Source organism: Larkinella knui (genome assembly GCF_003858645.1).
GTDB classification, from domain to species: Bacteria; Bacteroidota; Bacteroidia; order Cytophagales; family Spirosomataceae; genus Larkinella; species Larkinella knui.
On sequence record NZ_RQJP01000007.1, the window covers coordinates 152,774 to 167,681 of the forward strand.

The 14,908-nt window shown below is 53.0% G+C and carries 11 protein-coding genes; 10 read left to right on the forward strand and 1 reads right to left on the reverse strand.

Going from position 1 to position 14,908, the window contains the following annotated elements:
- Positions 1-117: 117 nt before the first annotated feature.
- From EHT87_RS29185 to EHT87_RS29220, 8 genes are all read left to right on the forward strand, one after another.
- A complete protein-coding gene (locus EHT87_RS29185) occupies positions 118-789 on the forward strand; it encodes a hypothetical protein (RefSeq protein ID WP_124910322.1) in 672 nt (223 codons plus the stop codon).
- A gap of 91 nt (positions 790-880) precedes the next feature.
- Positions 881-1,408 (forward strand): hypothetical protein, encoded by a 528-nt coding sequence (locus EHT87_RS29190; RefSeq protein ID WP_124910323.1) that lies wholly within the window; start codon positions 881-883, stop codon positions 1,406-1,408.
- 70 nt (positions 1,409-1,478) lie between these two features.
- Positions 1,479-2,054 carry an RNA polymerase sigma factor gene (locus EHT87_RS29195; RefSeq protein ID WP_124910324.1) on the forward strand — a complete coding sequence of 192 codons (576 nt, stop codon included), beginning with the start codon at positions 1,479-1,481 and terminating at the stop codon, positions 2,052-2,054.
- Complete coding sequence (locus EHT87_RS29200) at positions 2,035-3,339, forward strand: porin family protein (protein ID WP_124910325.1); 1,305 nt, start codon at positions 2,035-2,037, stop codon at positions 3,337-3,339. The genes EHT87_RS29195 and EHT87_RS29200 overlap by 20 nt, the downstream gene beginning before the upstream one ends.
- 183 nt (positions 3,340-3,522) lie before the next feature.
- On the forward strand, positions 3,523-4,704 hold the full coding sequence (locus EHT87_RS29205) for a DUF4856 domain-containing protein (protein WP_124910326.1): 1,182 nt from the start codon (positions 3,523-3,525) through the stop codon (positions 4,702-4,704).
- Positions 4,705-4,795: 91 nt separating this feature from the next.
- Complete coding sequence (locus EHT87_RS29210) at positions 4,796-5,953, forward strand: imelysin family protein (RefSeq protein ID WP_124910327.1); 1,158 nt, start codon at positions 4,796-4,798, stop codon at positions 5,951-5,953.
- The gene (locus tag EHT87_RS29215) at positions 5,953-7,302 is read left to right on the forward strand and encodes an HTTM domain-containing protein (RefSeq protein WP_124910328.1); all 1,350 of its coding nucleotides are present in this window, start codon (positions 5,953-5,955) and stop codon (positions 7,300-7,302) included. The genes EHT87_RS29210 and EHT87_RS29215 overlap by 1 nt, the downstream gene beginning before the upstream one ends.
- Positions 7,303-7,339: 37 nt before the next feature.
- Positions 7,340-9,709 carry a TonB-dependent receptor domain-containing protein gene (locus tag EHT87_RS29220; protein ID WP_229321455.1) on the forward strand — a complete coding sequence of 790 codons (2,370 nt, stop codon included), beginning with the start codon at positions 7,340-7,342 and terminating at the stop codon, positions 9,707-9,709.
- Positions 9,710-10,079: 370 nt separating this feature from the next.
- Here the strand turns inward: EHT87_RS29220 and EHT87_RS29225 are convergent, their stop codons facing one another.
- On the reverse strand, positions 10,080-11,510 hold the full coding sequence (locus EHT87_RS29225; RefSeq protein ID WP_124910330.1) for a glycoside hydrolase family 125 protein: 1,431 nt from the start codon (positions 11,508-11,510) through the stop codon (positions 10,080-10,082).
- 325 nt (positions 11,511-11,835) lie between these two features.
- Between EHT87_RS29225 and EHT87_RS29230 the strand changes: the two genes are divergently transcribed.
- Entirely contained in the window at positions 11,836-12,171 is a 336-nt protein-coding gene (locus EHT87_RS29230; protein ID WP_124910331.1) for a PadR family transcriptional regulator, read from the forward strand.
- 105 nt (positions 12,172-12,276) lie between these two features.
- Positions 12,277-14,871, forward strand: coding sequence for an ABC transporter permease (locus tag EHT87_RS29235; RefSeq protein ID WP_124910332.1), 2,595 nt, complete (start codon positions 12,277-12,279; stop codon positions 14,869-14,871).
- Positions 14,872-14,908: the final 37 nt, after the last annotated feature.

Here is a 14,908-nt window from a genome sequence, read left to right on the forward strand (position 1 = left end):
TCGCGACACGCGAGCGAAAACGGGGCGCGACAACGGAGACAACGTAGCTTCCTTATAACTCTGTAAAAGGAAAATCGTATACCAAATACCAGTTTTAAAACCAGTTAAACAACAATCATGAACACCTTGAAAATCAGCGTTTGCCTTGCTCTGCTGAGCAGGACGATTTGTATGGCCCAATATGCACCGCTGGGTGCCATTACGTCGTGGGCCGACGGCTATGTGGTGACGACCGAAAACGATACCATTCGTGGGAAAGTCCGCGTCAGTACGATGGTCAACGACGCGCCGGCCAGCGTTGTCGTCCGGACCGGTGACGATAAAAAAACGACTTTCAAAGGCGACAAACTCCGGCTGGTTGCCCAGAACATTCCCGGCTTTGCCTACGCCACCGGGGCCATTCCCCGCGAACGCGGGCAGGTGGTTTTTGAGCGGGTTCCGAATCCCCGCAAAGGCGGAAAAACCGCCCTGCTCGAACGACTGAGCCATCCCGGCAAAATTACGCTGTACTTCGACGCCAATGGCTGGAAGAAGCATTCGGAATATACGTTCGGCAATTTTACAATTGGCACCAATCCCAGAGACCTCAGCTTTGTGGCCGTAAAGGATCAGACCAACGCCCGCATCGTGAAAAAAGGAACCATCGACGACGAGCACGAGGCCCTTTTCGGCGACTGCCCGGCTTTCGTGAAGCAGTTTCCGGCTGCGACACGCCGGGATTGGAACCGGTTTGGTGAAATCGTGGCGGCTTATAACCAAACATGCGTCGTCGGAACGGCATTAAATTAACGGGTTTTAGAAAATAAGTTGGGCGGCCTGTAGCGTTCGTCCGGCGCGTTACGTCATGGGGTAGTAAACACAAAACAACTGTATTACTGCCATGAAAACCCATTCCATCTTATCCTGCTTCCTGACCATTCGAAAACTGTCTGCCGTTTTGAGTTTTGCACTCCTGATGGCCCTCGGAGCCTGTAATCAGGATTCCGGCAACGATCCGGCGCCGTCGGATAAAGACCTGACGACCTTGCTGAAAAGCCCGGAAGAGTACAACCGGGCGATGAATGCCCGGGCCAAAGCCGAGGGGCCGCAGTTTACCATCGAAAACGTAACGCGGGAAGGCAACATTCTGACGGTCAAAGTGAAAGGCGGGTGTTCGCCCGAATCATTCAAAGCCGTCTGGAACGGAGTGGAAATTATGATTTATCCGCCAACCATCAGCATTGCCCTGATTCACGATGCGGGCGAGGTGTCCGGGTGCCCGACCGACCTGGAACACACGCTCAAAATTGACATCACCAAAGTCGTTGGCGACGGCGACCATTCGAATACAACCTTTAGGGTCTACAACGGGTCGAAGGTGCAGGACACCACGCTCAATCCCGACGGCAGCGTATCCTCCAACCAGTAAATCACCATTCATACGTGGAACGGTGGGCTGACCGGCTCACCGTTCTTTGTTATCGCCCGTGGCCGGTGGTATGGCACCCGATTGTACTCCGTTTGAACGACAGCTCATTGAAGGATGCCGGAAAGGCAGCCCGCAGCACCAGGAAATGTTTTACAAGCATTTTTACGGGTTTGCAATGGCCATTGCGTTGCGATATCACCCCGCCCGGCAAGACGCGGGCAGTGTTGTCAATGATAGTTTCATGAAGGTTTTCGACCGGATCGGGCGGTATTCGTTCGACGAAACCTTTAAAGGCTGGCTGCGCCGGATTGTGGTCAATACCGCCCTCGATCATTACCGGAAACGGGTAAAGCAGAGTTATTCAACCGACCCGGATCATCTTGATAGCCAAGCGGTACTGATTGAGGATGCGGTGATTAGCCAACTCACGGCGGAGGACATTCTGAAGCTCCTGGAACACCTGCCCGACCACTACCGCATGGTGTTTAATCTCTACGAAATCGAAGGCTACTCGCACGAAGAAATTGCCCGGCAACTCAATCTGTCGGTCAGCTCGTCGCGGGTGTATCTGGTTCGGGCGAAGGAAAAACTGGCCCGTCTGGTGAAACGTTATTTCCCGAATCACGATGAAAGATTCTATCCATAAAAAGCTGATCGGGCACATCCGGAAAACAATCGGGTCGTATGAACTGCCCTACGAACCCGGCTCGTGGGAGGAATTTCAGCGGCAGCAGCGCAAACGCAAACAACGACCGCTGATCTGGTTCCGGTATGCGCTGGCGGCCTGTCTGTTGCTGGGCGTTCTGGGCGTGCCGGTTTGGCTGTATGAGGGTCGCCCGGATTCGGATCAAGTAGCGGTTCGTCCACCCAAAACCGGGTTTTCGGAGAAAAAAGAAGGTCGGCTCGTGGGCAGGAAACGTCAGGGAAGTGACGCGGCTGAGTCAATAAAACAAAGCAAAAGCCTTGATGCTGCTCAGGAAACATCGCTTTCGCTTTTTACCCCTAAATCCCCTAAAGGGGACTTGGCCGCAGCAAAATCCGGATTCAGAAAGTCCCCTTTAGGGGATTTAGGGGTAAAAAGCGGCTCTTCTGAATCTTTAGACTCATTTTTCAACACTCGCCACACTAACCTTCCTGCTATTTATTCCGATAGACCATCTGCTACGTATGACCCGATAGTTCCGCGATCCATCCGGTTTGCCCAACGACCCCGCCAGGCGTTGGCACTCCCTTTGACGTTTTGGACACAACAACCGGCCGGGGCGAAAATCGAACCGTCTAAAACCGGGCAGAAGCCCATTTGGGGCCTCAGCCTGACACCGCAGTCGGTCCACGCGGCCGGGAGTTCGCCCGCCAGGGCACTTGGCGGAGGACTTTTTTCAGAAATTCCGCTCGTAAGCCGGTTTAGCGTATCGACCGGACTGTCGGTGGCGCAGCAGAACCTCGGAACTGCGGAGCCGGCCGCCGTGCTCTTTTCGACCGTTCCCCAACTGATTTCGACCAACATCCGGCTGACGGCGGTCGATCTGCCGCTCAACATCCGGTTTCGACCTAAAAAGTCGTCCGGTACGGGTTTTTATGCCGAAGCCGGGCTGTCGTCGGTCGCTTTTTTGAACGAACACTACGCCTACACGTACGAACAGGCGAAACCGGTGACGATTTTGGTGATGGGAACCAACGGCCAGGAACAGCAGGTCACGCAATACGTAAGGGAGCAGGAAATGATCAACCGCTCCGAACCGGCTTTTCAGAAGATTTATTGGGGCAGGATCGTCAACCTGTCGATCGGTGTCGAGCGCCGGATCGGTACCCGGCTCCGGTTGTCTGCCGAACCGTATCTCAAATACCCGATCGGCCCCTTCACCCGGGAGAACCTGATGGTCGGGTCGGGCGGGGTGAATTTGCGGCTCGGATTTCAGTCCGGTAAATGATTTAAGTTACCGGTAATCCATCTTCAGTCTCGTAATCGGGATTGGAGATGGATTTTGTTTTTTTATAACTTTCTATTAAACAAACAGTTAAGTTATTATTTAAAAACATTCTTACTAATAATTTTATAACCAGTCTAAATAGTATTTACCTTTACGGCTAATAACGTTTCCAGCAACCTGACCATGTTCAAAACCAATTTGTTTTTCAAAGTAATTCCCGTTGTCGCATTGGCAGTCAGTCTGACGGCCTGTAATAAGGATGATGACGACAACACGCTCACGCTTCCACCCAATTCCCGTACGGCGGTCGATTATTCCAAATTGACTGATACCACGACGTATGCCAACTTTTTTGTCGATAACAGCAAAGTCAAAACGGTTGATCTGACACCCAGCAGCACCCGGCTTTTGATGTTCAGAGCCATCAATACCTACAACGGCACGGCGGTTGGAACCGGCGCGACGCTGGATTCAACGGTGCTGAAAAATATGTTTGCCAATACCGGTAACGCCTTTACCGACGCAGCTTTGAACACATCGGGGGTCAGTTTGCGGTCGATCTTTGCGTCTTCGCTGCCGGCTGCCGATGCCGAAAAAGAACGCAAAACGCTGGAAGCGGCTTTTCCAGCCATTGCCACCGCCAGCAAATCCGTAACGGCCACGGCTTCGGAAGGCAAAGCGGGCAAACTCGTAACCGGAACCAGTTCCTATTTGGTGGATGCCAAAGGCATCGAATGGGGCCAGATTATCCAGAAATCGATGATCGGGGGCTTGCAGATGGATTACATCAACAACGTTCTGCTGAGCGATAAAAACCTGGCGCTGGATAATTCGAAAGTTGTTTCCGGAAAAAGCTACACCGAACTCGAACACAACTGGGATCAGATTTTTGGCCTTTTGACGGCCAATGCCGCCTACGGCAGCAAGGCTACGGCTACGTCGTCCGGTGAGAGTTTTCTGGGGTCTTATATCTGGGAATATAATAAGGATGATTTCCCCAAAATTTACCTGGCTCTGCTGAAAGGACGGGCGGCCATTGTCAACAACGACCCGACCACGATGAAAGCACAGGTGGCCATCATCCGCCCCGCTTTGGAAAAAGCCGTTGCCAACGCTGCACTGGGTTATCTGGCCAAGTGGAAAACGAACGCGACGAACGATGCCGCCCGCGCCCACGCCATGGGTGAAGGTCTGGGATTTGTGTATTCGCTGCGTTACGCCAAACTGGCCGGGGCCGATGCGGCTTTCTCGGATGCTCTCCTGGCCGGACTGATTGGCGCTCCGAACGGTTTCTGGGGCCTGACCAATGCTAAAATTGATGCGGCTTCCGCAGCCATCCGGACGAAATTCAACATTCCTAATTAATAAACCTGCCGCTCGTAAAAGCAGAACAGGATTCATTATCAGTAAAATACCGAGCGATGCGAATGCGTCGCTCGGTCCTCTTTTTTAACCTATGGCACATTTAAGTTGGAAAACCGTTGGTTTTTTGGTCGTCTTTGTGAGTTTTATCTGGGCCTGTTCAACCAGCAAGGATACTCCCGATCCCGGGCCTGATCCGAATCCTGCCAAGCCGGAAGGAACCGACCGAAAAGCCATGCTGACGCATTTGGCGGATAACATCATTCTGCCCAGCTACGCCAATTTCAAGGGTAAACTGGATGCCATGATGACGAAGTCGGAGGCTTTTGCCGCCAAACCCGACAAAACAACGCTGACGGATTTTCGGCAGGCCTGGGTCGATGCCTATACCGAATGGCAGAAAGTGGAACTGTTCGATGTCGGCCCGGCGGAAGCGCAGACCCTGCGGTATTTTTTCAACATTTACCCGGCCAATGCCACTGGTATCGAGGAAAATATCGTTTCCGGTACCGCACAGCTGGACGTGCCGGCTTCTTACCCGAAACAGGGCTTTCCAGCGCTGGATTACCTCATTAACGGCCTGGGAGAGAGCGATGAGGCCATACTCGTACGCTACACCACGGCGGCTGACGCGGCCAAACGGATCGCCTATCTGAAGCGAGTTACGACCCAGATGAAAACGGTATTTACTGCCGTTCAGACCGAGTGGACCACCACCTACCGCGACAAGTTTGTGAACGCTACGGGAATCGACGTAAACAGTTCCACGTCAAAATTGGTCAATGGGTATGTGCTTCATTATGAGCGCTATATCCGTTCCGGAAAATTCGGAATTCCGTCGGGAGCAATGGCCAATGGTACTCCGGCTGCCGACAAAGTGGAAGCTTTTTACAAAAAAGATCTGTCGCTGACGCTGGCCAAAACCGCCCATCAGGCAGCGATCGATTTTTTCAACGGCAAAGATGTGAAAACGGGGCAGGAGGGACCCGGTTTTAAAAGCTACCTCAATGCCCTCGGTGCCAAAGACAGCCAGAGCGGCAAATCGCTGGTCGACGTGATCAATGCGCAGTTTGAAGCGAGCAAAGCCAAGCTGAACACGCTGAAACCCAGCCTCTACGACGAAGTGAAAACCAATAACGCTGCGATGGTGGCGGTGTATACCGAAATGCAAAAAGCCGTCCGGATGCTGAAAGTGGACATGACGTCGGCCATGAGCATCACGATTACCTACGCGGATAATGACGGCGACTGATGGGCCGGTATCTTCGGACATACACCTCAGCGGCACCTTTGTCGGTATTCCGAATCGCCTTTGGGCTGATGATTTTTGGCAGCGTCGTTCGATTCTGGTCGAAAGGCTGGATTGACGATTTTTACATCAAACCCTCGTTTTTCTTTCCGTATTACGGTTTTGAGTTCATTAAACCGCTCGGTGAGTATACGTATCTGCTGTTTGTGGCCTGCGGACTCAGTGCCCTGCTGGTGGCTGTTGGCTGGTTTTATCGGACAGCTTCCGTTCTGCTTTTTCTCAGTTTTACGTACATCGAACTGATGGACAAAAGCACCTACCTGAACCACTATTATTTTGTGAGTCTGGTGGCGTTCCTGCTGCTATTCCTGCCCGCCAACGTCTATTTTTCGGTGGATGCGCACCAGAACCGCACCGATTCCTACGACCAGATTCCCCGCTGGACCATCGACAGTTTGCGGTTGCTGATGGGCATTGTTTACGTGTATGCCGGGCTGGCCAAACTGAATTCCGACTGGCTGCTGGAGGCCCTTCCGCTCCGGATCTGGTTGCCCGGTCGCAACGATTTACCGATCATCGGTTTTCTGTTCAACTACCGCGAGACGGCTTTTACGTTCAGTTGGCTGGGCGCTTTGTACGACCTAAGCATTCCGTTTTTCCTGCTCAACCGATTCACCCGGCCGTTTGCCTACGTCGCCGTTGTGGTTTTTCACGTCCTGACCGTCATTCTGTTTCCGATCGGCATGTTTCCCTACATCATGATCGTGGCGGCCCTGATTTTCTTTTCGGCCGGTTTTCACCAGCGAATAATTGCGGTTTTAAGCCGTCTGCTGCGGCTGCCTGCTGCGCTTGTCGGGTCTGGCAAAAAAAAGGTTTACAGCGGCAGGCAAGCCCGGCTGCTTTTATCAGGGTTGGCGGTATTTTTTGTTGTTCAGCTCCTTTTTCCGTTTCGGTATGCCCTCTATCCCAACGAGTTATTCTGGTCGGAAGAGGGCTACCGGTTTTCGTGGCGGGTGATGCTGATGGAAAAAATGGGCCACGTGCAATTTAAAGTGGTGGACGAAAAGGGGCAGCAAATCATGGTCAATAATGAAGACCACCTGACCAGATTGCAGGAGAAAATGATGGCAACCCAGCCGGATATGCTCGTTCAGTTTGCCCATTATCTGCGGGATTATTACGCCCGGCAGGGTTTTCAGAAACCGGAAGTGTATGTCGATACCTACGTCAGTTTGAACGGTCGTCTGGGAAAACCGTACATTGATCCGACGGTCAATCTGGCGCAGGAAACCGACTCGTTTACGCCTAAAAAGTGGATTTTACCGTTTGGAGATGAAATTAAAGGTTTATAGGTTTTCTATTCTGTTTTTCCTTATTGCTCATGCCGGAATGGCCCAGCACACGCTGCGGGGGCTTGTTCGGGAGACAGCGACCCAGGTTCCGGTCGATGGATGCAGCGTGTATCTGAAAGGCTCCCGGACCATTTTTATCACCGACAGCCTGGGCCGGTTTTCCATTCCAAACCTGAAAACCGGCGTCTACCAGCTCCAGTTTTTCTCGCTAAATCACCGCTCGTTAAAAAAGGAAATTACCGTCGATTCAGACACGGCAACGGTGGCGTTTAGTCTGGAAAGTACCGAAAAAACGCTCAGCGAAGTGACCGTAACGGCCCAGCAAGGCAGTTTTGGAATGACCCGGCTGCGTGAGGTGGAAGGCACGGCTATTTTTGCCGCGAAAAAATCGGAAGTGATTTTGCCCGAAAATCTGGTTGCCAATTTAGCCACTAACAACGCCCGGCAGGTCTACGCGCGCGTCGCCGGTTTGAACATCTGGGAAAACGACGGGGGCGGTTTGCAACTCAGCATCGGCGGGCGCGGCCTCGACCCCAACCGAACGGCCAATTTCAACGTCCGGCAAAATGGCTACGACATCAGTGCCGATGCCCTGGGCTACCCCGAAAGCTATTACACCCCGCCGATCGAAGCACTCAAACGCATCAAGATTGTGCGTGGCGCGGCTTCGTTGCAATACGGAACGCAGTTTGGCGGTTTGCTCAATTTCGAGATGCGTCAGCCCGTCGCCGACCGAACCTTTGAAGTCACTTCGCGGCAGACCGTGGGCTCTTTTGGCTTTTTCAATTCATTCAACAGCGTCAGCGGGACGGCCAAGAAGCTGAGTTATTACGCCTTTTTTCAGTATAAAAAAGCGGACGGCTGGCGGCCCCATTCGCATTTCGACAGCAAAACCATCTACGCCGATGTGCATTACCAACTGACCGACGAAGCAAAAATCGGTCTGGAAGTGACGCACATGGATTATCTGGCCCAGCAGCCCGGCGGGTTGAGCGACGATATGTTTCGGGCCGATCCGCGCCAGTCGAACCGCGAACGGAACTGGTTTAAAGTCGACTGGAACCTGTTCAATGTGCACTACGACTGGAAAGTGAACCGCCGGTCGGATATTAATCTGCTGGCGTTTGGCGTGGTGGCTTCCCGGTATTCGCTGGGTTTTCGGCCCAACCGGGTAGCAACGGTCGATAACGAAAACTTCGAACGCGATCTGATTGCCGGTGATTTTCGGAACTGGGGATTCGAAGGGCGGTTTCTGAACCGCTACAAACTGGGCCGGAAAGACGGCGTTTTCCTGATCGGAACCCGGTATTACCACGGTTTCAACCACAGTCGGCAGGGCGTTGGACCAGCGGGCAAAGGCGCGGATTTTACGTTCGTGGAACCCGACCAGCTGACGTCGTCCGACTACCGGTTTCCGAACCGGAATGTGTCGTTGTTTGCCGAAAATGTACTTTTTCTGAGCTCAAAAGTATCGGTTACGCCCGGTCTTCGCTACGAATACATCCGCACCACCGCCGACGGTTTTTACGGCAACATCATCCGCGATCTGGCCGGCAACATCATCACCATTACCCAGACGCCGGAGAAACGCGTCAACCCGCGCGGCTTCCTGATTGCCGGTATCGGGCTGAGTTACAAGCCGTCCGCCCCGGTTGAATTTTACGGAAATATCTCCCAGAATTACCGCTCGATTACGTTCAGTGACATGCGGATTTCCAACCCGTCGGCGGTGATCGACCCCAATTTGCAGGATGAGCGCGGTTTTTCGGCGGACGTGGGCGTGCGGGGCGAAAAAAACGAAGTGCTGAATTACGACCTGAGTTTGTTTGCCCTCAACTACGGAAACCGCATTGGCGAAGTGCAGTTTTACGACGAAAGCGACCGCGTTCTGCGCAAACGGACCAACATTGGCCGGGCGGTGATTGTCGGACTGGAATCCTACGGCGAAGTAGAGCTGTTAAGCCTGTTGGGAACCAAACCGGAACAGTGGGGCTGGTCGGTTTTTGGGAATCTCGCCCTGATTCATTCCCGTTACGTGAAAAGCCAGATTCCGGGTGTACAGGGCAATGAGGTTGAATTTGTTCCGGCGGTTAACCTCAAATCGGGGATGCGGTGGAGTTATCGGAATCTGAAAGCATCGTTTCAGCTAACGTACCTGACCGACCAGTTTTCCGACGCGACGAACGCCATCGACGGCGGTTTTTCGGGCGTTGTCGGACAAATACCGGCCTATCGGATTATGGATTTTTCGCTTTCGTGGAATTACCGGTGGCTCAAGCTGGAGGGCAGCGTCAACAACCTGACCAATGAATATTATTACACCCGCCGGGCAACGGGCTATCCCGGCCCCGGAATTCTGCCGTCTGACGGGCGGGGGTTTTTTCTGACGGTTGGCGTGAAATGGTAAATAAAACCGCTTACTCAATAGATGTTGGAAGTGTGGTGACAAGCGGTGTTTATTGGCAACTTTCTTGCTGATAATCAACCCACTTGCCTTCATGATTCCGGCTTGCTGGCGGTTTATGGCATGAGTCAGTTGGCAATGCGAAAACGGATGGCGGAGAAATTGAGCGTTTAGTTTTTCCTTTTAACCCCGGAGGGGTTTGCTGTTAATAGCCAAAGAGTCTCCATATCCTCCCAAGCCCCGGAGGGGCGTCCTATAAAATTCAGGACGCCCCTCCGGGGCTTAAAAATTATACTCATGCCATTTGGCTATTGACAGCAAACCCCTCCGGGGTTAAACGGGTAAATACGCCTAAATCACGCTGTTATTCGCATTACAACGGTTTACTCACCAACTGCGGCCGTTCGTTGACCACTTTCAGAATCAGCTCCCCGAACAGCGTATTGGACCAGGCGAACCATTTTCGCGTAAATTTTGCCGGGTCGTCTTTATCGAACGATTCGTGCATAAAACCGGTATTGGCATGGGTTTTCTTCAACTGCCGGAGCTGCATCAGAATCTCCTGATCGTCGGTGGACGTCAGCGCCCGCATGGTCAGGCTCATGGGCCAGATGTTGTTCACCAGCGTGTGCGGACTGCCGATGCCTTCGGCGGCTTTTCCCCGGAAATAATACGGATTGTCGGTGCTAAGCGAAAACCGCCGGGTGTTTCTATAAATCGGATCGTTGGCCGAAACCGCTCCCAGATACGGCAACGAAATGAGGTTGGGCACATTGGCGTCGTCCTGCAACAGGTGATTGCCAAACCCGTCCACTTCCAGCGCATACAGTTTGCCGTATTTCGGATGGGTATACACGGCGTATTGTTTCAGGGCTTTTTCAACCTCGTCGGCCAGCGCCCGGCATTCGCTGGCAAAAGCCGCATCGGGCCGGATTTTGTCCGTCATCATAGCCACCTGCCGAAGCGATGCGACGGCAAACCAGTTGGATGGGACCAGAAACGGAAAAACCGTCGCATCGTCGGACGGGCGGAACGTGCTGTGGATCAAGCCAACGGGACGGGTCGGATTGCCGTAGCCATTGCCCGGAACGGTGTCGGTCGACCAGGACGTTTCGCGCCCGAACGTGTAGGACCCCCGCCCGGTTTTGCGCTGCTGTTCACGACAGGTTTTCAGAATCAGCCGCATGGCGTCGGCCCAGTCGGCATCGAACGGGCTGGTGTCGCCGGTGGTTTGCCAGTAGTGATACGCCAGCCGGATGGGGTAGCAAAGCGAATCCAGCTCCCATTTCCGTTCGTGTAAACCCGGTTTCATGGCGGTTAGGTCCTTCTTCCATTCCCCTTCTTTTTTCGGATCGGAATAGAACGCATTGGCGTACGGGTCGAGCTTGATGCACTGCGTTTGCCGCCGAATCACGCCCGCGACCAATTTGCGCAGCGGTTCATCGTCTTTCGTCAACGGCAAATAGGGCCACACCTGAGCGGTGCTGTCGCGGAGCCACATGGCGTCGATGTCGCCCGTGATGACGAACGTGTCGGGTTTGCCACCGACCTCGCTAAACCGGACGGTGGTATCGAGCGTATTGGGAAAGCAATTTTCAAAAAGCCACGCCAGCTCGGGATCTTTGACGGTTTTCTTGACGCGTTCGATCGCCCGTTCAACGGCCGCGCTTGTAAAATTCCGTTTGTCGGCCGCCACCCGCACCACCGGAAACGTGGGTTCGCTGGTTGCAAAAGCCTGATGAGCCCCCAACAGGATTCCGGCGCTGGCACCGGCGGATTGGTGGATAAAATAACGACGATTCATAATCAGTTGGCTTGTGATGGGAACGCGGATCGAGCGGATTTGAACGGATTTTATTTAATCCGTTCAAATCCGTTCAATCCGCTAAATCTGCGTTCCTATCCCCAAAAGTAGGAAATTAATAGCTTCTGATGGTCCTTTTTCCGCCCGTCGCCAAACTGTCCAGATGCGTACAGGCATTGTCCAAAATCGGACAGAACGATTAGTTTCAGTTTTCGAAAACATATTCCCATTCGACGGAAATGCATACTTTTTCGTTTGGCAAAGGATTTGATATACGGAAATAGAAGAAATAGATCAGACTCTTAATCCTACTGATTTTCGACTCATGCGACGCAGTGATTTAGGCGAATTTGAGGAAGTTGTTTTACTGGCGGTGGCCGTGCTGGTGCCGAAAGCGTATTCCGTGATGATTGCGGAAGAACTCGAACGGGAAACCGGTCAAACCGTCAGCACCGGGGCGGTTCACGCGGCCCTGCAACGACTGGAGCAGAAAGGGTATGTGACGTCCGTTATGGGCGAAGCAACGGCGGAACGGGGTGGTCGCCGAAAGCGGCTGTTTACGGTTTCCGCGTTGGGCGGGCGGGTGCTTACGGAAGTTCGCTCGGTCCGAAACCGGCTGTGGGAACGCATCGTACCGCCGACGCTGCTGGAATGGAGCTAGAATGGGGGCGTTAAAGCTAAAAACCATCGCTATGACCTCCTGCTCCACTGGATTCTTACTTGCACGATTCAACTCCTGATTCATCACTCCTAACTGATCACTCGTATGAAACCGCCCCGCTGGGCCGACACGTTCCTCTCCTGGCTGGTGGCTCCGCATCTGCGCGAGGAGGTGCTGGGCGATTTGCACGAACGCTTTCACCTCCGCGTCCAACGGCTGGGCGCGGCCAAAGCCCGACAGCGGTATTGGCGGGAAGTGCTGGCGTATGTGCGACCCGCTTTTATGAAACGACACCCATCCGAATACCCCCAACCTACCCATACGGATATGATCAGTAACTATTTGAAAATTGCCTTTCGCAACCTGGTCAAAAACCGGGTGTATTCCTTCATCAACATTTTTGGACTGGCAACGGGCATGGCCGTGGCGATGCTCATCGGTTTATGGATTTACGACGAAGTGTCGTTCGATAAGCACCATAAAAACTACGACCGCATTGCCCAGCTTTGGCAATTTGTCACCTTCGGCCCCGAAAAATCGTCTTATAACGTTCTGCCGATTCCGCTGGCGGGCGAGCTGCGCAGCAAGTATCCTGATTTTGAATCGGTTAGCCTGGCGGTTTCCCGCGAAGTTGTCCTTACGTCCGGTGACCGGAAATTTACCAAAACCGGTAAGTACGTCGAGCCGGTTTTTAGCCGGATGATGTCCGTGAACATGCTGGCCGGAACGGATGCCGGTTTGAACGATATCAATTCGATCCTGCTTTCCAGGTCGGCCGCCACCACCTTTTTTGGTTCGGCAAATCCGATCAATCAGCTGATTAAGCTCAACAACAAGCGGAATTTGAGAGTGGCGGGCGTTTACCAGGATTTTCCCCCAAACAGTACCTTCAGCGACATTGCGTTTCTGGCTCCCTGGAAGTTGTTCGTGGCCATCGATGCGGGTGGAAAAGACTCGCAGGACAAGTGGGATAACAATGATTACCAACTATTTGCCCAGTTGAAACCGGGCGCAGATTTCGACCAGGTTTCGGCCAAAATCAGGGATATCCGGATGAAACGGGACAATCCACCGGCCTATAAACCGGAGTTTTTCCTCCATCCGATGCATAAGTGGCATTTGTATTCGGATTTTAAAGATGGCGTCAATACCGGTGGTCTGATTGTGTTTGTGTGGCTTTTTGGCATCATTGGCGGTTTTGTCTTGCTGATGGCCTGTATCAACTTCATGAATCTGAGCACCGCCCGAAGCGAAAAGCGGGCCAAAGAAGTCGGGATTCGGAAGGCGGTCGGTTCGGTTCGGAGTCAGTTGATTTTCCAGTTCTTTAGCGAATCGCTCCTGTTGGCCCTGGTGGCGTTTACGTTGTCGCTCGTCTTCGTCGGATTTGCCTTGCCGTTTTTCAATCAAATGGCCGACAAAAAGATGACCATTTTGTGGTCGAACCCCGGGTTCTGGCTGGTCGGGCTGGGTTTTAGTTTGCTCACGGGCCTGATTGCGGGCAGCTACCCGGCTTTGTATCTGTCCTCGTTTCAGCCGGTAAAAGTGCTGAAGGGCGCTTTCCGGGCCGGTCGTTTTGCATCCGTTCCCCGGAAGGTTCTGGTCGGATTTCAGTTTACGGTTTCCGTCACACTGATTATCGGTACCATCATCGTTTTCCGGCAAATCGAGTACGCGAAAGACCGCCCGGTTGGCTACAACCGCAGTGGTCTGATTGAAATCAGCATAAGCACCCCCGAGCTTTATGGGCGCTATGAATCACTCCGCAACGATTTGCTGGGCACTGGGGCCGTTGCGGAAATGGCGGAATCGAATGCTTCAGTAACGGCCCAGGCTGGCGGAGTGGCCAACATCACCTGGCGAGGGCAGGCGGCCGATCTGAAACCTTTGCTGATGTCGAACCGGATTACCCACGACTATGGCAAAACCGTCGGCTGGCGGTTGGCCACCGGCCGGGATTTTTCCAGGCAGTTTTCCACCGATTCTACGGCGGTTATTCTCAATGAAACGGCGGTCAAACTGATGGGTTTTAAAAACCCGGTTGGTGAAATTATAAGCTGGGGAAATGAAAAATACAACGTAATCGGCGTGATCAGAGACATGGTCAAAGAGTCTCCTTTTAAACCCGTCAGTCCTTCGTTTTTTGTCTTGAATTACAAAGCGGCCAATGTGATCCATATCAAACTGGCCCCCCAGCTTTCTGCCAGTGAGGCCCTTGCCAAAGTTGAGCAGGTGTTCAGATCCTATAATCCGGCGGCTCCCTTTGACTACAAATTTGTGGATGAAACGTATGGGCGAAAATTCGGGCACGAAGAACGGATTGGCAAGCTGGCGGGTGTTTTTGCCGGTTTAGCGATCCTGATCAGTTGTCTCGGCCTGTTTGGTTTGGCTTCGTTCATGGCCGAACAGCGCACCAAAGAAATTGGTATTCGGAAAGTGTTGGGCGCATCCGTTTTCACGGTCTGGCAATTGCTCTCGAAGGAGTTTGTGATGCTGGTTGGAATCGCCTTCTGTCTGGCGGCTCCCATTGCCCATTATGTGCTGTCGGATTGGCTCCAGAATTACGAATACCGCACGGAATTGTCGTGGTGGATTTTTGCGCTCGCCGGTGCCGGTGTGCTGGCGGTGACGCTGCTAATGGTGAGCTTCCAGAGCATCAAAGCGGCTTTGGTGAACCCGATTACCTCCCTGCGTTCGGAATAAAATGAGTTAAGAATGAAGAGTTAAGAGTGAATGCGTC